Here is a 19,547-nt window from a genome sequence, read left to right as displayed (position 1 = left end):
GAGGAGGGTTAGACTACCACCCTTGCTAGCGTGACCGCCGCCTACCTTAATACCGACCTTGGTGTTGGTAAGATGGTAGGCAGCTGGGCTGGTAGCTGGGCTGGGAATATATTTGGTGGGAACAACTGGTTTACTGTAGGTATAGAGATGGGTGTGCAGAGGATGACAGAGGGCGTAGTAGAGAGCTCTTTTATGGTTGGGGCGAAGGTGTATGACTTTAAAGCTGGCAAACTGAGGGATGACTGGGCTAGTTTTATTGGCAAGAGTATTCTTGAAAGTGGGATGATAGGTCTTGTTAGTGGGTTTACAACAGGTATGATAGGTAGTGCCATTGGTGGGACATACACCAATGGGAGTTTTGTATTCTTAGACAAGAAGTCGAGCAAAGCTCTTGGGAAGGAGGTTTATCTTTTCTATGGAGACAAGCTTAACAACTTTGCGTACACCATGGGGGATGTAGCAGGTGAGGCTGTACACTTTGGGTTTGGTGGCAATTTCCGTATAAACCTTGGTGGTGGTTATGGTATAGGGATAACCCATGATGGGAATTTAGTAAGTGATGCGACAGGAGGTGTAGGGCTTGTCAACCTTGTGGATGCGATAGGAAGTTTAAACTATGTAGGTTTTCAATACAGGAATGTTAACGGAGGAGACGAGGGCTTATCGAGGATAAGCTATGTAAATATGGGATATTTAAGTGGGGACATGCAGAATATGAAGACAGCGATGGATGTAATAAATGATAAGAAGAGGATAGAGTTTGACCTTGAAGGAGAGGGGGAGTATGGCTATGCAGGAGAGGATAACAGGACGATACATCTAAACAGGGAAGCGATATTAGCGGACGATGATGCCGAGCTTCGAGCGAAGCTTGCGCATTATACAGCTACGACGATGCACGAGGGGTTCCATATAGATCAGCACGAGTGGCTTGCAAAGAATGGATATGAGATGGACGATATAACGCTGGAGAGGATGGCATATGAACAGAGCACGAAGACGCTGGCATTGCTTAACTTAAGGTTTGGGCTTAATGTTGGTGGGAGTAAGTATGAGGATGTAGCCATAGCTGGAGCGGAGTTTGCGAGGACGGGTGATCCGTATGGATTAGATATGAGCGGGAGGAGTTTTAAAAAAGACAATAGTGTTGGGATGAAAAATGAGTCCAGAACTACGAATGAGCAAGAGATGAGAAAAATATATGAAAACCGACTCTATCTTAGCAAGGAGGTTAAAAGCCCTCTTGATCTTGCTGAATTTTTCCTTGTGGAAACCGTGAAGTGGATGTTTCCAGAGAAAGATGAGCCTGATTGGCGCCCAGATGAAGATGGGAAACTTACTTTAAGAGAAGCATTTTACTGGTTTAAAAACGGAAAAGGAGAGAAGTTGGAGGTAGATATTAAGAGTCTAAACTTGGACAGGGTAAAGCTATCTGACTTCAATAAAGAAGGAAAAGCCGAGATTCATTTGGAGTCGCATCCATGGTGGGGCCTTGACCAGGCATTGGTATATGGTACTATCACATTGGAACTTGTTGGTTCCAATCAATATAAAGTGAGGCCAGATAAGTACGATTTTGAGATGCATAATATTCTCAATGGAAAGGGATGGGATGAGAGGATGAGAGTATTGATGAGGAATGTAGCAACCGCTGCTGCTAGATTAATTCATACGCCGTTTTTTGGTGGAAAGTCTTACTATATTAACTTTAATGGTACCAATACTATAGGTGAATAAAGGAATAGGAGGAAAGTATGCTACGATTTGTGTTAGTATTTTTACTCTTTTTATTTGTGGTATTTTTGGTTGTAGATTATTTTAGATTTGATCCTTTGGAAAGAGCAGAGAGTGAAATCACCTTTAAGCTTATTGATTATGATATTCCCCATCGCTACTTTGAATTCCCTCCTCGTTTTGTAGGAGAGAGTAATGGATATCTCATTTATGAGGCGCCTTCCATAGAACCGTGGAAGGGTGCAGTGCGGGCTATGGCGTATATCCCCAAAGAAAGGAAAAAGAAAATTGAAGTGTTATTTGAAGGTAAGGATAAATATTTTGAAAGTCTGAGAGGGTCAAGTAAGCTTACTTACAGTCAATTATTATTAGTGTATCTTCTTGAGTATGAGTTTTTTACTAATATAGCCAGTAACTGGTGGGATTATCTTTTAGATAGGGATTATTATGAACCATACAGAGATGTAGTTTTTGATAAAAAAACAAAAGAAAATCTGATTAATTTCCAGGCCATAGACTGGGCTTTGCTACAGGCTCCTTCAACCCCTTCTAGCTTGAAAGAACTTGTTCAAAGCACTTATCCCTTTTTTATAGAGAAAGAGGACATATTTGATCCTTACGGCAGGGAGTATTTTTATAAGGTGCAAGGGAGGTATGTAATTTTGGGTTCGAAGGGAGAGAATGGGAAATGGGACTTTGATAGAGAGACACTGAATAAGGTTTTTAGTAATGCAGAGGAGAAGTTATTTTTTGTAAAAGGGGATGATATCATTGTTAAAATGGAAGGTCCACGGAGGAATAAGTATAAGTAAGTATTAGGAACCTGAAAGTTGATAACCAACGGCAGCAAGATCACAGCCGTAGTAGAGAAATGGCAAAACACGCCTGAAGGTAAAAAGAACACTGTGGAGGGCATAGCCCAGGCGCTAGGTGTACCTGTCCAGGATGTTATAGGAGCCTTAAAGAGGAGTGGGCATTACAATGGCATGAGTGATAGTGAGATAAAGAAGAGCCTTAAGGTAGGTGAAACACTTGTGTTGAAGAATGGCAAGGTAATGACAGAAGAGGAGGCGAAGGGGATAGATTGGGGAGAGATAGGGAAGAATTTGTGGAAGTCTATATCTGAAGGTGTTCAAGGGTGGTGGAAGGGACTTTCGGGAGATACGACATTTCATTATTTTACGAAAATCTCCGTCACTAATGGAAATCCCCAGATCTGTTACATATTGAACAAAGGAGAGGGGTGGGAACCGTATGGTGTCCAGGATAATGATAAAGCGGCGACTCTTCCTTTTGCCTCTTATCTAGCAAGAGTAATTGACGACTGGCATAAAAGACATCCTAATGATCCAATACGCATCAATGATATAAGTCGACCTGGGGGTGGACCGTTTCCCCCTCATAAGACTCATCAAACGGGAGAAAGTGTGGATATAAAATTTATGACGACGGATGGGAAAGCTCCTGCTCCTGGGGCTTATTATGAGTGTAGGACGTATGATCGGCAAAAGACTGAGGAATTTCTTATTCTTGCTATTCAGAGTGTGCCGGAAGGGTGGGAGCTCAGACAGGTTAATTTTAATGATGAGAGTATAATTGAAAAGTATAAGAATATTTATACAAATTCTTTAGGTAGACCAATTATTAGATACGCACCTGGTCATGATGACCATATTGATTTTCAATATAGAAGAAAATAATATTAAGGAGGTAACAATGAAGAGGATGCTTATGATTATGGGAGTAATATTGTATGCTTTTGGTTTAACTGCCTGTGAGGCGAAGAAGAAAGTTCCCGAAGAGAAGGTGGTAACGGAAGAGAAGAAATTAACAAAAGAGGAGGAAGAAAATATTAAGATTGCCATTACAAAGATCAATAAGGATATTATTCAAGCTTTAAAGAAGAAAAAGAGCCTATTTTCCTTTACCAACCACCTGGGTGACACAGTAGTTTACTTTGATGGAACAACGGAGATGTATTTCCCCATAACAAATATTGATAAATTGAGAGAATTAGATAAAAAGTTTGATTATGAGTACTTTATAAGGGCCCTCCAGGAGCAGGAACTCCTAGTTTTTGAAGACTGGGTTAATGGCTATGGAGTTTACTATAGATATGATAAGAAGAGGGGCAAATGGGTAATAGATGAATTTAGCTTCGTAGGAGAAGAAGGCATGGAAGAATAAGTGGTAAATTTCAACTATTTTTACCATATGTGTTACAAAAGGAGATTACAAAGGATCAACTTCAACCGGGTAATCTAATATATGTAAACTACGATAGCAACTGGGATGGTAACAGTAGTCCTAATGACTGGGATCACGTAATGATGGTTTCGAAAATAGCCAATGGTAAAGTTTACGTGTATAGTGCAGGAGAAGACGGAACACGTGAAATAATGTTAGAAAGCTTTGAAAAGTGGGCTTTACATCCTGATAAAAAGAATCCAGAGATTTCCTATAATCCAGTTTATGAATACAGGCAAATAGACTGGCGAGAACTGTTTAAGAGATATAGATATAAACCTTAAATATATTCTGGAGGAGTTATATAATGAAGCAGATAGCTAAAATCTTGATGGTTATGATACTTTTGTTAGAGATAGTGAGTTGTTCGAAGGAGAGGCAGAAAGAGGCAAAAAGTAGAGATGGTTCGGGAGAAATGGCAGAGATTCCCGGGGTTCCTGAAGGATATTTTGAGAAGTGGGAGTATTTCACAGTGGATAGTGAGATAGTGAAGGAGAAGGCAAAGAATTTTTTTGGAGGTGGGGAATATAAAGCGATATGGAAATGGGATACAGATGGAGATGATAAGATAGATTATCTTCTTGTTGAGCTTCATCCGAAGATAGTAAAGGGAATAAAGAAGGGTTTATTGATAGGAGAAGATGGAGAGATAAAGATGATGATTGATCTGAACAAGGGATTTTATACACCGACGAAAATGATAGAAGATTTCAAGCGGGCAGGAATAAGGGAAGGTGAAGTAGGTTGCATCAGGCTTTTGTATTACAAGAAGGAAATGATATTTACAAAAAGTAGAAGGGAAGAAATAAGGAAAAGTGGTAAGATCGGAGAAGAACTTGGTACTCTTTACTATGACGATCTTGATAGAGATTTAAAATTACAGATAGCTGGCTCAAATCTTCCAAAGAAAGAAGAGTACATGGCATCAGCAAATATAATTAAAAAATACTATGATGTCAGGACAGATAAAGTAGAATATCTTCCTCTGAGTTTATACTTTATGCCTGAAGAAAAGTACTATGAAAATCGGAAAAAAACTACAGAGGGATGCAGAAAGAATAAGTCAAAAGGTATAGCATTTGATCCTGTCAATTTTGATCCTGAAAATCCAGAAGAGGTGAGTAATTATATAAAGTCTTTAAAGAAGGAATGAGTTAGTAGAAATCTTTTTGTGTAGATAGGCCAGTCGTAGTGGCTACTTAATTTTTTAAGGGTAGAGAAAGTATAAATGAAGGCGGTAATAAGGTAAGAAATTTAGGAGAAAATTCAGTAATAAGGGTAAGACGATGAAAGGAGAAGGAAGAACAAAACCCCTGTAAGTACAACCAAGCCATAAGGAAGCGAAGCATAAGAAGCATACTTTCACAGGCATTCCACTGAAGCAAGCGAGGCAGGAGGCCGAGCGACCTTGCCTGTTGATTTTATATCATCTATTTTACAGGAGCAAAATTTTGCTGTATAATTTTTAGGCTGGTTCAGTACAGCTGCGGCATTTGGTATGCAGAAGATGACGGAAGGGTTTATAAGTGGAGGTTTGATGGCGTTTACGAAGTGCTATAGCATAAGTAATGGGCAATGGCAATGGGATTCATATGACTGGAATAATTTACTGAAAAGTACGACGATGGGACTTGCGAGTGGCTTTGTTGGGGGATGGGTTGGAGGTGAACTTGGAGGGAGATACACGGATGGCAATTTATCATTTATAGACAGGATATCGAGCGAGGCGTTGACTAACAATGTATCACTATTTTATGAGATGAAGCTTAACAACTTTGCGAACACGATAGGGAGTATAGCAGGGGAAGCAGTGCATTATGCGTGGGGAGGAAATTTTAGGATAAGCCTTGGGGGCGGTGTAGGGATAGGATTCACAACCAATGGGCAGATAGTAAATGATACGAGCGGAGGGATTGGGCTTGTCAACCTTGTGGATGCGATAGGTAGTTTAAACTATGTAGGTTTTCAGTATAAGAATGTTCACGGAGGAGACGAGGGCTTATCGAGGATAAGCTATGTAAATATGGCAATGCTGAGTAGAGATAAAGCCGCCGCTGAAGTGGTGATGAAGGTAATCAATGGCGAAATGAATGTAACTTTTGACCTGGATGATGAAAATCACTATGGGCAGTCAGAAGGAAATACAATAAGGCTTAATAAAGACGCTTTAAAACTTGACGGCGGTTCAGCGGAAAAGATTGCTTTTTACGCCTCTGTTTTGGCAAGGGAAGGCTTCCTTGGAGGAACAGCTTTAGCGGGAAATGATAGATTAATCGCATATATTCGTGAACTTGGCGCAAGCGGAATGCAGACAAGAGTACTGGAAGGCATAAGAGAAAATGTCGGAATAGATTTGTATAAGAATGATAGCGAGTACTCGTCTGTATCTAAGTTGTTTACGCGGTCAGTTCGGGTGATTTAAGCGATTTTGAATGGGAAAGCGGGAGTGATTTGAAGATAAAATACACAAACGCAGAGGGAAAAGAAATTGATATTGAGTACATCAACCAGAAATATAATAAGTCTTATGGTATTAAAGGAGATGGTTCTAAAGGCGCGCTTGGCGGCGTAATGTGCAATGAGACCTCGCTTGCGATGGCGCTAGTAGAGATGGGCATCAATGTGAAGGACGTCTATAACGGCAAGAGCGGTGGAAAGCTTTCTTTGGTGAAGGGAGCGAAACGGGAGGACATGACTGCGGCGGATTACATAGAAATGGCACGGCAGAATATGTATAAGAATGACTATAGAGGCTCATTTGCCACATTATATAAGCTGGCTGTTTTAAGCGGAAAGGTTGAACCTTATGTTAAGGGTAATGAGAATGACTACTCGACCTGGTACTATGAAAAAACCGATGACCCTAGCCAAGTAACAAATGAGAAAAAGTATAAGTTGAATAAAGTCGTTGGTGAAATTCAGGGAATACACGGAACTAACACCGCTCTGATTAAAAAGCATTATCAGAAGTTATGGAACTATATGGATGATAAGGACAAAGTGCTTCTCTCCGGGAGATTTCAAAGGCTAAAGCCGAATGGGGATGTTCATTCATTCGGGCATATCGTTAAATTACTGGAAGTAAGGGATGATGGAATAGTTATTCAGGACCCGTTCGGCGAGTATGAGAAGCCGGATGCAGAGGGCTGGAAATACAATATCAACGATGCAGGCAAGGAATACGATAAGAAGGGAGTATATTTCTTGAACTGGGAGGCTGTACAGAAAATACAGTTGGGGAAGGCATACCTTTATATCAAAGAATACACTTTGAAAGAAAAATTGGAAGATTTCTGGAAAAAGATATCTAATTTCAGGGCAAAAGAAGGAGGTAAGAAAAAATGAAATACTTTATGATAATTATTTTGATACTTGGCTTAACATATTGCGGTAACTCTCAAAGAATGAAAGGTATATATTCAGAAGCTTTAAAAGAAAAAGCATCTAATGAAGTTGAATGGGCTATCGTTAAGTGGAATGATAGTGGAGAATATTATTCCTCCGGAGAATATTCCTTTAACGAATATACAAATATGATATTTGGAAATGGTATATTATTTGCCCAAACTTCAAAATCAGAATTACAACGTTACAATTACAAAGAAATTGAAAAAAGAATGGATAAATTGCCAGCAGAAGGAGTAAGAAAGGCTTTTGATAAAAATACCAACACATATTGGGAATTTGATAAGAGTGATTATATACTTATGGATATATGGTGTTACGGGCCATTTAAGAACCATAAGGACCACCAGATAGTGCGCATAGACGGTGCGCCGTACCGGATGGAAATATGGAGCGGCAACCCTTCGGACTTCAAAGGATATTCAAGGCCGAAAGTGATAACGCTGGAAATATATGAGACGGGGGTGTTCGAGGGCGTTCAGAGGAAAGTGATTCCGCAGAATACGAAAGACATCGATGATATTCTGCAGGGCGTTGTTTCTGCCACGTTATCCAACGGGAATTACTATGTGGCTGAGAATTTGAGTTATGTCACAAATCGCTCCCTCTTGCTGTACCGGAAGGATTTTACGCTGGAGGACAAACCGGGCTATCAGGCGGTGGAATTGGACTTCCCCAATCTGGCCAAGGTTTACGGTGAGGATGAGGAAGCCGTTGACGGGATAATAGGTCGCGGTGGAAAAATCGCAAGGATAGTAGTTAAGGAAGTATATCCCGGTGCGAAGAGTAAGAACGTGTGTATAACGGAGATAAGGTTTGTGTATGAATAAATCAGTAGTACCAATTTGGAAGTAGTGAAGCTATAATTTAGAAGACAAAAAGCGGATTGAAAGGGAAACAGCGGGAGTAAGTATGAGGATGTAGCGATGGCTGGAGCGATGTTTGCGATGACGGGTAATCCGTATGGATTAGATATGAGCGGGAGGAGTTTGTTAATAGTCAAAGGAGCAGAAGATCTACAAGTAATAAAGAATAAATATGGAATTGAGATTGAAAAATTACTAATACAAGGAGAACCTTATGTAATGCGAGGGGGAATAATTAGTAAAATAAATGAGAGTGTGCTTAATCTTGATGAAACAACAGTTAGACCAGAAGGACAGGATAGGCTTTTGGAGCTTATTTATGATCCTCTTAGGGTATATAATTTTAGCGATAAAAAGGTGAGAAACTATGTTGATACAGGAGTTGTCAAAAGGGATGATTTTTTGAGTGTGATGAGTGGTGTAGTGTATGGATTTTTTTCTAGTGCCGTGAATTTAGTAAGTGCTCCATTTGATTTTGTTAAGCAGCCTCTTCCCGGTGTAAAGGGGATGGCGGGAGGTGAGGATGATCCCAGTAAATTATACAGTTGGGATGTTAGTTATGAGGGAGAAGGTTTGGTATGGGATGGAATGCTTTACAACCAGGTGGAATTAGGTTCTATTGAAATTGACCCTTTTATAAAGGCTCTTGAGGAGAATATTCCACCAGGTACTTTATTTGATCCCATTCGGAAAATTGACAGCATAATGGAAGGTTTGTGTAATAATTGGTTTGGAGGGAGTGAGCTTGATAAGCTTGTGGATAACAGTGAGAGTTGGGAGAATGCAGGAAGTTTTCTGTTTGATTTATTGGGAAAACCAGCATTAAAAAGTTTAATGTCTGATGATATAAGAAGATACATTTTAAAATATGAGGAAAGCTTAGGTAGTTATATCGTCGATGAATATCTTAATTCAATAAAGAGCCCAAGCTGTATCTACTTTCATAAAGTAAACACAGAGAGTTTTATTCATTTTGATTATGAAAAATATAGTAAATGGCGCCAGAAGAATGGGATGGAAAAAAAACAATAAATTACTAGGAGAGAAACCAATGTGTAGGGGAAAAATTTTTATAAGTATTATATTTGTGTGCAGCAGCATGGTGTTTTCGAAGGAGGTATTTATCGGGAGAATAGATAAAGAAATAGTACCTGGAACTTTTGTTATAAGTCCTGATGGGAGAAAAACGGCTTTTATAGTGAGAAGAAACAATAAATATGCGGTAGTATTGAATGGGAAAGAAAGTAAAAGATATGATGATATAAGGAAGGGGTCTCTTGTTTTTAGTCCTGATAGTAAGGAGCTTGCCTATATTGCAAAAGAAGGAGACAAGTGGTTAGTGGTGGTTGAGAGAGACCAAATGAGAAAAGAGAGCAAAAAATATGATGGAATTGGGAAAGATCCTTTTTCTTTTGGAGGGTATAGTGCGAAACTTTTATATGGTCCTAAAGGGCAGCTCGTGTATACAGCTCAAGAATATAATTCAAATACAAGGGAGGAAGAATACTTCATAGTGATGAATGAAAAAGAGGGAAAGAGGTACGATTATATATCGCCAAACTCCCTTACATTTAGCGATAATGGGATAACTTTTGCTTACGTAGCTTTGAGAGACAAAAAAATGTTTGTAGTTGTTAATGGAGAAGAAGGTAAATACTATGATGGTGTTGCGAGAATAACTCTCTATGATGATGGAAAAAAGTTTGCTTATGTAGCGGGGACTACTGTTAAAAATATAAATAATGATGGAAATAAAGTTGCTGGGAAGTGGTTTGCTGTTATAAATGGGAAAGAAGAAAAAAAGTACGATGGAGTAGGAAGTATTGTATTTAGTCCTGATGGAAGAAGCTATGTATATCCTGTGAGAAAAGGGAAAAAGTACTTTGTTGTTGTCAATGGGAAAGAAACAGGTGGATATGAAGAAATTCTGGTTATGCCATATTTCACCTCACATGGAGAAAAAGTTGTTTGGGTTGCAGGAGAAGGAGGAAAACAATTTGTAGTAATTAATGGAAAAATAGAAAAGAAATATGAGAAAGTTGAAAGTAGAGTAATTTTTAATTTCGATTGCTCAAGGTATGCCTATCTAGTGAAAGAAAGTAATAAATATTTTGTTGTTGATAGTGGAAAAGAAGGGAAAAGATATGAGTTAATAGATGAACACTCTATTATTTTTTCTCCAGATGGGAGTCACCTTGTTTATTCAGCTCGTCAAGATAATAAGTCATTTGTAGTAATCGATGGTAAAGAGCAGAAAAGGTATGATGATATTGGGAGGGGCTCTACTCAATTTAGTCCGGATGGAAAATTTCTTGTCTATATTGCTCGTGAAGGGAAATATTACTTTGTTGTAATAAATGAAAAAGAATATAAAAAATATTATTCTGTGGGAGAGATAAAGAATAATGGGAATGTTATTTTTGATGATAATAAAAGATTTCATTATATAGCCTTTAGAGGAAAAGAGATCTATTGTGTCGAAGACAAGTTAAAAGATTAGTGTAGTAGTTATGATATTAGTTGATAAAGGCATAACAATAGACTATCTAAAGCCCCAAAGCGGACTGGGAATTACAACGGCATGAGCGATAGCGAAATAAAAAAGGGCCTTAAGGTAGGTGAAAAGCTTGTGTTGAAGAATGGTAAGGTAATGACAGAAGAGGAGGCGAAGGGGGTAGATTGGGCAGGGGTAGGGAAAAGTATAGGAAACTTTTTCCTTTTACCACTAAAGAAAGGTTATGAATTTCTGAGTGGTCTTTTTGGGCCGAAGACCTCTGATTATTTTACGAAAGTGCCGATTACTAATGTACCTGAAGGTGAGAGTGCAGATATAAACAACAGATTAGACAAGGGCAAGGGCTGGGCACCTTATGGTGAGCAGAATGACGACAAATATGCTGCGCCACACTTTGCGGATTATCTTGCTCGTGTAATTTGGGGTTGGTATAGGAAATATCCTAACTATCCCATGTACATAAACGATATAAGCAGACCTGGAGGTGGAGAGTTTCCACCACATGTAACTCATAGAACGGGAGAAAGTGTAGACATTAAATTTTTTACCAAGGATGGGAAACTTCATCCGGAATATCCCAACTATTATAACAATCCGTACTATGATCGGAAGCTGACAGAAGAGTTTATTATTTTTGCTATTAAGAACGCCCTCAAGGGTATGAAGTTTCAGAGATTTTTTAATGATATAATTATTGTTAATGATTTGGAAGGAAATATACGAATTCTTCTGGAGAAAATATCTTAAGGCGAAGTAGTGGTCATGATAATCATATTCATCTTAAATATAGAAAGATCTCAAACTGATGAGGAGGTTGTATGAGATTATTTGTATGGATAACTCTTTAGCGGTTACTTTTTCAAGTTGTAAAGGAGGAGATAGGGGGTTGAGTTAACCGAGAAGGAAAGGGAAAAAATGGAAGCCGAGGTAGCGAATGTTTGTAAAGAGATGGAAATAGCGATGAAACGAAATAGAAGCATATTTTCGATTACAAACTATATGTCTGAGATAGTCGTCTATTCTGACGGGAAGACAGAAATGACTTTTCCTTTGACGAACATTGTTAAGCTAAGAGAACTTGACAAGAAGTTTGACTATGAAGACTTTTTGAGGTTTATAGCTAATCTTCGTATTGAGGCATACGATGAGGGTGATGTATACACCAAAATTGGTATATTTAAGTATGACAAGAAAAATAAAAAGTGGAAAATGGATCGAATTGAAATCCCATTAAACGAGAATGAAAAGGAAAAGGTTAAGGCGGAGATAATAAATATTTGTAAAGAAATAGAGATGGCGATGAGAAAACATAAAAGTATATTTTCAATTACAAATTACATAGCTGATAGGGTTATCTATTCTGATGGGAGTTTAGATATATCATTTCCTCTTACCAATATAGACAAGCTAAAAGAACTAGATAAGCAATTTGATTATGAATATTTTTTTAAATGGTTAACTAATGAAGAGATTTATGTGTTAGATAATGGTTATATAGTATACACTGACTTGGGGACATTTAAGTACAACAAAGAAAAGAACAAATGGGAAATAGCTGAATTTAGTTTTTCAGCCGAAGAGAGTACAGAAGAGTAAAGATGGAGGATGCAAAGCTCTTTTGGGTAACCGAGGCAGGAGGCTGTCTACCCGTTGCGTCAAATAAAAAAGTACTCGAAATTCGAATCATTGCCTCATAAAAAAAAGTACTCAAAAATTCCATACAGTTTCCTCCAAATTTTTGTTTTTTACATTCTTTTTCTTTTGAAGGCTGAAAAGTTTTCTCTGGCAAGCTGTAATTTTTTGTCTTAGGTGAAACAAATCGAGAGCCTTATAAAGCCTTGTTAGGCGTTCCTTTTGTGCCTCACTTACATAAGAGCTTTCTAAAAGCCGCTGGTAGGGAGTTTTAATATCATCATGCTTCTTTGCACCTTGCCCGATTCTCTTTTTCTCTGTCATTTTCATAACGGTTGAAAAAGTTGGCATAAAGCCTGAGATACGCATAGAGTCGGTTCAAGTAGTAGACTTCTTCCTCGGTATCGTAGCGGAAGTATCCAACATTCTGGCGGACTATGGAATAGTTTTTCTGCTCAACGTAGCAGTTATCATTGGAACGGGAGCTTCTCCCCCTTGTAAATTTTATCTGGTGCTTCTCACACCAATCGCGTAGAGGATGATTAATAAATTCAGCACCGGTATCAGAATCAATTCCCCGTAACTCAAAAGGAAGTCTTCTTTGGACTTTTTCTATGGCTTCTCTTACCCATTTTGAAGCCTTGTTTTTGATTGCCACAAGCTCTGTCCAACCGCTCCAAACATCCACCATATTTAATGTTTGAGCAAAATCTCCCCGGCTATTTCCTCCCTCATGGGCAACCAGATCAATCTCCATAAAACCAGGGCAATTTTCATCCCACTCTGCCCACGTGCGTATAGCTATTTGTTGCTTTAACAACGTTCCAGGCTTTGTACCTTTTCGTCCTTTTATCTCAAGCTTTTACGCTCATGTTTCAAAAGTCGGTCAATACTTGAAGCACTTATATGGCGAAGTTTTCTATAGCCTGTGGAGAACCGTGGAGATGTCCGTTTGTTAGAGATTATCTAAAACTTCATTGAGAATCGGCTTTAAACGTTTGCCACACATGTAGTTTTCAATTTCCCAGACCTTTTTTAGAAGTTTTAGTTCCTCTTCGCCGAATTTTTTCTTTCTGCCAGGTCTTTTGCCCTTCTTGGCTATGTCGGCTTTAAGGTAATTTTTTTTGCCTACATAGATGGTTTTTCCGTGCTGCCTCAAGAGCCTGGCGGCATAGTTTCGGTTTTTTAAACCTGTTATCCTCACAAAATAATCCAGTATCTCCATTTTTTCCTTTTTGCTGGCTTTTTGATACTCTGCTTCGACAAGCTCAGCATATCATTTCGCCGTTTCCCTGTAAATAGGTCTCCTTTCAAACATCGCTAACTCCACCTTTTACCTCCAGTTCTTTGAACTGGATTATTTTACACAAATTTAAAGTACTTTTTTATTTTGAAGCAACGTTCCCTTTTCGAGTACTTTTATTATGAAGCAATTCGATGACTTGACAAATTTTCTGATTTACTATATACTAAGAAAAAGGCATTCAGGATTAGTGAGAGAACTGAAAGTAAAAACACCGATTGAAGCTGTAAGAGAATGGTATGAAATAAAGCCTGAGTTGTTTAAAGAGACACCGGATGTATTTCGGGCAAAACTCGATAATTTGATACAACGTGGTGAAACTTGACAAATACATTTATTTTTGCCTGTATCAGTAATATCTTTTTTCGAAATTCCTTGCCCTCTTAAAAAAGTGATTTTTCCTTGTTTTTCTAAATCTCCCAACTTCACCATTGGCCATTTCTGATGTTTTCTTGTTTCAACTGTTCTATACCTATCGCCGGTAAGATTATATTCCCCATTTTCTGCTATTTTCTCTTTCTTTACCAGCAATGCGCTGCAGGGCTTTCCTTCCGTGTTAAATGATTCCGATTTTCCATTCCTAATGGCAGTTGTGTACTCATTAATTACATTCAGTGCATCGGGTAAATCATTCTTATCTATTTTACGCCTTTGTGCTCCAAGATCAAAACCGTCATTCTCGATTTTTACAAAAAGGATTGAATCTGTTTTTTTCGCAAGTTGTTTGTCCATCAAAAGAATCGAAGTCTTGACACCAGAATAAGGATTAAAGACTCCTGCTGGGAGCGATACAACCGCATAAAGATGATTTTCAACTAGCATTTTCCGAAGTGTTTTGTAAGCCGTTCCAATTTGAAAAATTATTCCTTCCGGCACAATAACAGCTGCTCTTCCTCTTGGTGTAAGATGTTCGGCAATGTAGTCAACAAATAGAACCTCGCTTCTATTACTTTGCACGCTAAACCTTTTATGGGGTTTGATGCCACCTTTCGGAGTCATAAACGGCGGATTGGCAAGAATGACATCGGCGTATTCATTCCAGCGGTCTTCGCTGGTGAGAGTGTCGTACTCGATAATCTGCGGTTGCACAAAACCGTGCAAATACATATTCACGAGAGAAAGCCTCACCATATCAGGCGAAATATCATACCCCTTAAAATTGGTCAGGAGCTTTTTTCGCTCTTCTGGAGTGAGTAAATCACCGGGTATTTTTTTGCAGTTTTCTTTGAGAATGTGCTTGTACGATGAAATGAGAAACCCGGCAGTACCGCATGCAGGGTCTAAAATCGTTTCATGCTTCTGCGGATTGACTACCTGCACCATAAAATCAATAATGTGCCGTGGAGTTCTGAACTGTCCCGCATCGCCCTGACTTCCAAGGACAGAAAGGAGATATTCAAAAGCATCACCCAGCCGTTCGGAATGGTCATAGGAAAATTCATTGATGGTTTTCAAAAAAAGTTTTAAGGTTTCGGGGTCGCGGTAAGGCAGATAGGCGTTTTTAAAAATATCACGGAATAGCTGCGGAAGATTCGGGTTTTGATTGAGTTTTGTAATGGCTTCTGCATAGAGATTCAGCATTTCATAACCGCCAATGCGGGGGTCAAATATTTTGCTCCAAGCGTAGCGTTCATAATCGCCGACAAAAAAGCTTGGTTTACCGCCAAATTCAATTGCTTCCTTGTTCATGTCGTCCATAAACTTGTATATAAGAGCAATGGTTATCTGCTCCACCTGACTTTTAGGGTCGGGCACTTTGCCTACAAGAATATCGCGGGCAGTATCAATGCGTCGTTTGGTTTCGTTGTCTAACATAATCCCTCCATTGTGAAAAATTTTGTTTTTTTCAATATATTTTAAATATATGTCGAAACTTATCTATTTTCTCGACATATCTGCCATTTTATAATTCCTCCTTTGTTTAGATATGGTCTTTAGTATTCTCATATAAAAACAAATCATAGTCGGCAAATAGTTTGAATAGTGGTTCATTTATGTAGATATTTTCTCTGCCAATTTTTTCAAGTTTCAAAAAACCGCCCTCAACTAACTGTTCAAGGTAACTGGATGCCGTTTGCCTGTGGACTTTTAAATCATTTTGTATAAATTCTATTTTTGTATAGGGATGCTTGAATAGATTGTTTAATAAATCCTGTGAATAAAATTTGTATTTATCTCTGATTCTGTGTTTATAATCCATCATTAATGTGTGCATGTTTTTAATAAGTTCAATAGTTCCTTTTGAAGTGAGTTCTATACCTTTTAACATGTAGATAATCCATTCTTCCCAGCTATCTTCGTCTCTGACCTTTTGCAACAATTCATAGTAATTGGATTTTGTCCGGATAATATAACTGCTGAGGTACAACACTGGCAAATCAATTAATTTTTTATATATAAGATAAAGTATATTTATCATTCTTCCCGTTCTGCCATTGCCATCGTAAAAAGGATGTATTGATTCAAATTGAAAATGTATAATACTCATTTTTATAAGAGGATCAACATGGTGTATGTTGTCGTCGTTAATATATTCTATTAAATTATTCATTAATTCGATTATACTATTGTAATCCTGAGGTGGAATATAAACGGTCTCACCTGTATTTTGATTTTTTAGTTCTGTACCCGGCAGTTTTCTATATCCTGCATTATTTGCAACAATTATTTCCTGCAATTTAAGAATCAAATCATTGGTTATTAAATTTTTTTCTTTTAACAATTTAAAACCCTCTCTCATTGCAACTGCATAACGATGCACTTCCTTTGCCGCAGGGTTGGACATAAAATTTCCAAAGAGATTCTCTTTATATAATTCATCATGAGTTGTAATAATATTTTCAACAGCCGAGCTATCTTTTGCTTCAAGTAAAGGGAGAGTACTTATCAGTATAAGTTCATTTGGAATTGTTTTTGCAACACCTTTCAATTCTGCTAAAAAGCGATGCGCATACGCAAGCTGTTTTAAAACTTGTTTTGTTTCAACATCTGTTTTTGGAGGAAGTGGTTTTAAAAAATAATGATTCTGCATTTTACTTACCTCCTTTTTATGCTATGAATTTGTTAAGTGGCACAAAGTCTTTTATGTATTCTGGTATTGCGTCCCGCAGTTTGGGCGGTAATTTCTTGAATGCCTCACCGTAAGGAGAAACATTTAATAACGCAAAATTCTTATCATCTATAATGGCTCTGAATTCCGCATCAAGAATATATGCCTTGAAAACAGTTTTTGCGTAGGTAAAATACTCTTCTTTTGGCAAGTATCTGCTGTCAAACTTGTCAAACTCTTCATCCAGCAGTTCATTCTTTGTCTTGAAATACGGAATCATGCCGAAAATTTTTTCGATAATTTCTCGCATAGACACACGGCGGTCAATCTGGATGGAAGAGCGGAGTTTTTCAAGGGTAAAGTATTCTTCGGGTTTATTGAGAATATGCTCTTCAAGGTATGCCATGAGTTCATCCCATTTACCGGCTTGGGCCTGCTCTTTGAGTAGCGGATGTTCGATGATAGTCTTCTCAAACTTCTCAAAGTACATTCTGTCGATCTTCATGCCGTCTGGTCCAATGACAGAATGTTCGAGTTTGGTTATCTGGTCTGACCTTGAACTTTCATAGCTATCAATTCCGGATGGTTCACGCACTTCGGATGCGGTTGACTCGCCTGAGCCTGGCTTTGGAAGTTTTAAAACCTCATCATAATTAAACTTTTCTTCAAAATACTCGCAGTTGGCAAAGAAATCGAACATCTTAAAGTTTTCTTTTTGTTTTTCGCCTATCTGACTTTTCATTTGCGGGTCAATAATATCTATAGCGAAATTATACTTTCTTGTACCTCTTCCTTTTATTTGAATAAAATCAGTTGGTGAAAATATTGGGCGCATCAAACAAAGGTTGAGTATATCCGGACAGTCATAACCTGTTGTCATCATCCCCACAGTGACACAAACACGGGTTTTACTGGTTTTGTAGGATGGGTTAAAATTCCCGGTGCCTGAAAGTCTGTTGTTTGTAAAATTAATCGTGAACTGTTGAGCGTCAGCAATTCGTGATGTTACCTGGATGGCAAAATCGGATTTGTATTTACCCGGAAACATTTGATGAGCCATTTCATTGAGAATCTGGGTAATTTTTGCCGCGTGATTTTGCGAAACACAAAAGACAATCGTTTTTCCAATCTCTCCGCTTATCGGGTCTCTATAGGCGTTATCTAAAAAAGCTCTGCAAAAAGCTTTATTGGTACTTTCTGAAAAGAACGTTTTCTCAAAATCCTTTTGTATAAAAGTTTCTTCGACCTCTTCGCCGTCATCATTTTGCGTAATGACGGAATACCCCTGGTCCGAAAGAAGCTGTGTGGTAATTTCTGTTCTTGCGTCAACAACAACAGGATTAACAAGAAATCCATCCTTAACAACATCAACAAGAGAATAGCGGAAGGTAGGCTCGCCATTTTCACAACCGAATGTTTTGTAGGTATCCAGAAGCAGGCGCCTTTCAAGCTGGCGGGGGTCATTTTCACCAAGTTCAGAAACATCAATATGTTTCAGATAATCTTTTGGAGTTTCCGTTAAACCAAGTTTATAACCAATAAAGTATTCAAAAACTGCTCTGCTATTACCGCCAATACTGCGATGGGCTTCATCCGAAATCACAAGGTCAAAATCATCAGGGGCAAACAACCTTTTATAACGGTTCTTTGCTAAAAAAGTCTGAACCGTTGACACAACAATTTCCGCTTTCCTCCAATCATCGGGGCTTTCTTTGTAAATAACCGTTTTATAATCATTTTTAAGATAAGCGACAAACGCTTTGTATGCCTGATCTTCAAGTTCAAGTCGATCTACGAGAAATAACACTCTTCGCGCATTGCCAGTTCGCAGGAATAATTTGATTACTGCTGCAGATACAAGTGTTTTTCCTGTACCTGTAGCCATTTCAAACAAAAAACGGTCTTTGCCTTGTTTAACGGCATTTTGAATTGCGTGGACTGCTCTCATCTGATACTTTCTTAAAAACCGAAGTTTGTTTAATTCAATGTAGTTTTTACGGGTTGCTTCATTTTTATAAGATGGGTCGTTGAAATAATCCGGTTTCTGAGTCAGTACAATGTAATCTTTGTTCACAGTTTCGTTGATGAGTTTCTCTTTATCCGGTTTAAACGTAGAATATCCCTTTACCGTTTCGGGAGAAGGGAAACGGCTTATGATGTGAGGATTACCCCTTTCCAGATCCCAGAAGTAGTGAATGTTTCCATTCGATAGAATGATAAAACGGCAGTTCTGTGATACGGCATAACGCCGAGCTTGTTCTTTGCCAAAAAGGGGGTTTTTATCTTCAGCTTTTGCCTCCAGTACGATAAACGGAAAGCCTTGCTCATCGAGAAGCAAAAAATCTATAAAGCCATTTTCGGTTTTTTCAAAATCTTCTCCAAACTCGTTTAGTTTTTCTGTAGTGATTTTGACATTGTTTTCAAGGAGAATATTTGCCTTTCCTGCTTGATTGTTAAAGAAACGCCAACCAGCTTCTTCAAGGAGTTTGTTGATCTTTATCCGTGCTTTTGCTTTTTTTTCTGCCATTTTAAGCCTTCCCAATGTGTATGATATCAGTTTTTCTTTTTTTCAGCCCCTCACGCATGTTTTTTCCTTTTTCTGTAAATTATAAGGCTTTTTGTTCTGTTTATCAATATTTATGGTTTTTTCAGAATAGTTTTATTAAGAGCATGTGATTTAGCGGATGGAGAAATTGGCTTTCTGTTTCGCCGCTACCGTGGAAAGTTCGGGAGGAGTGTGCTCTTTCCTTGTCGCAGTGAGAGCGAGAGTGTCATAAGGGGGAAGGGACGCCTTGA

15 protein-coding genes and 2 pseudogenes are annotated in these 19,547 nt (G+C 38.4%); 13 read left to right on the top strand and 4 right to left on the bottom strand.

All coding sequences use genetic code 11. The features are described from left to right. Positions 1-72: 72 nt before the first annotated feature. From KDW03_RS01915 to KDW03_RS01855, 13 genes are all read left to right on the top strand, one after another. Positions 73-1,737: a hypothetical protein gene (locus KDW03_RS01915; RefSeq protein WP_271435714.1), complete on the top strand. Its 1,665-nt coding sequence runs from the start codon at positions 73-75 to the stop codon at positions 1,735-1,737. A gap of 17 nt (positions 1,738-1,754) precedes the next feature. Further along, positions 1,755-2,546, top strand: coding sequence for a hypothetical protein (locus tag KDW03_RS01910; protein WP_271435713.1), 792 nt, complete (start codon positions 1,755-1,757; stop codon positions 2,544-2,546). Positions 2,547-2,564: 18 nt separating this feature from the next. After that, positions 2,565-3,434: a penicillin-insensitive murein endopeptidase gene (locus tag KDW03_RS01905; RefSeq protein WP_271435712.1), complete on the top strand. Its 870-nt coding sequence runs from the start codon at positions 2,565-2,567 to the stop codon at positions 3,432-3,434. Positions 3,435-3,450: 16 nt separating this feature from the next. Continuing rightward, entirely contained in the window at positions 3,451-3,921 is a 471-nt protein-coding gene (locus tag KDW03_RS01900) for a hypothetical protein (RefSeq protein ID WP_271435711.1), read from the top strand. A gap of 140 nt (positions 3,922-4,061) precedes the next feature. Further along, on the top strand, positions 4,062-4,265 hold the full coding sequence (locus KDW03_RS01895) for a hypothetical protein (protein WP_271435710.1): 204 nt from the start codon (positions 4,062-4,064) through the stop codon (positions 4,263-4,265). A gap of 23 nt (positions 4,266-4,288) precedes the next feature. Continuing rightward, positions 4,289-5,134 carry a hypothetical protein gene (locus KDW03_RS01890; RefSeq protein ID WP_271435709.1) on the top strand — a complete coding sequence of 282 codons (846 nt, stop codon included), beginning with the start codon at positions 4,289-4,291 and terminating at the stop codon, positions 5,132-5,134. A 384-nt stretch (positions 5,135-5,518) separates the two neighbouring features. Then, positions 5,519-6,403, top strand: coding sequence for a hypothetical protein (locus KDW03_RS01885; RefSeq protein WP_271435708.1), 885 nt, complete (start codon positions 5,519-5,521; stop codon positions 6,401-6,403). A gap of 29 nt (positions 6,404-6,432) precedes the next feature. After that, positions 6,433-7,326: a hypothetical protein gene (locus KDW03_RS01880; RefSeq protein WP_271435707.1), complete on the top strand. Its 894-nt coding sequence runs from the start codon at positions 6,433-6,435 to the stop codon at positions 7,324-7,326. After that, the gene (locus KDW03_RS01875) at positions 7,323-8,216 is read left to right on the top strand and encodes a hypothetical protein (RefSeq protein WP_271435706.1); all 894 of its coding nucleotides are present in this window, start codon (positions 7,323-7,325) and stop codon (positions 8,214-8,216) included. Before KDW03_RS01880 ends, KDW03_RS01875 begins: the two co-directional genes overlap by 4 nt. Positions 8,217-8,312: 96 nt before the next feature. After that, positions 8,313-9,284, top strand: a complete 972-nt coding sequence (locus tag KDW03_RS01870) for a hypothetical protein (RefSeq protein WP_271435705.1) — start codon at positions 8,313-8,315, stop codon at positions 9,282-9,284. Next, on the top strand, positions 9,226-10,752 hold the full coding sequence (locus KDW03_RS01865) for a TolB family protein (RefSeq protein WP_271435704.1): 1,527 nt from the start codon (positions 9,226-9,228) through the stop codon (positions 10,750-10,752). Before KDW03_RS01870 ends, KDW03_RS01865 begins: the two co-directional genes overlap by 59 nt. 132 nt (positions 10,753-10,884) lie before the next feature. Beyond that, positions 10,885-11,514 (top strand): hypothetical protein, encoded by a 630-nt coding sequence (locus KDW03_RS01860; RefSeq protein ID WP_271435703.1) that lies wholly within the window; start codon positions 10,885-10,887, stop codon positions 11,512-11,514. Positions 11,515-11,682: 168 nt separating this feature from the next. Further along, positions 11,683-12,363, top strand: coding sequence for a hypothetical protein (locus KDW03_RS01855; protein ID WP_271435702.1), 681 nt, complete (start codon positions 11,683-11,685; stop codon positions 12,361-12,363). Positions 12,364-12,474: 111 nt separating this feature from the next. Here KDW03_RS01855 and KDW03_RS01850 read toward each other — a convergent pair. The 4 genes and pseudogenes from KDW03_RS01850 to KDW03_RS01835 all read right to left on the bottom strand — a co-directional run bounded on the left by KDW03_RS01850 (position 12,475) and on the right by KDW03_RS01835 (position 18,699). Continuing rightward, positions 12,475-13,624, bottom strand: a pseudogene (locus KDW03_RS01850) (integrase catalytic domain-containing protein). 489 nt (positions 13,625-14,113) lie between these two features. Further along, positions 14,114-15,517 (bottom strand): annotated as a pseudogene (locus KDW03_RS01845) (HsdM family class I SAM-dependent methyltransferase); the annotation flags it as partial. A gap of 106 nt (positions 15,518-15,623) precedes the next feature. Beyond that, positions 15,624-16,733: a Fic family protein gene (locus KDW03_RS01840; RefSeq protein WP_271435700.1), complete on the bottom strand. Its 1,110-nt coding sequence runs from the start codon at positions 16,731-16,733 to the stop codon at positions 15,624-15,626. A gap of 16 nt (positions 16,734-16,749) precedes the next feature. Next, entirely contained in the window at positions 16,750-18,699 is a 1,950-nt protein-coding gene (locus KDW03_RS01835) for a DEAD/DEAH box helicase family protein (protein WP_408648347.1), read from the bottom strand. Positions 18,700-19,547 lie beyond the last annotated feature (848 nt).

The organism is Thermospira aquatica (genome assembly GCF_023525255.1).
GTDB lineage: Bacteria > Spirochaetota > Brevinematia > Brevinematales > Thermospiraceae > Thermospira > Thermospira aquatica.
This window is presented reverse-complemented; position numbering and strand designations above follow the sequence as displayed.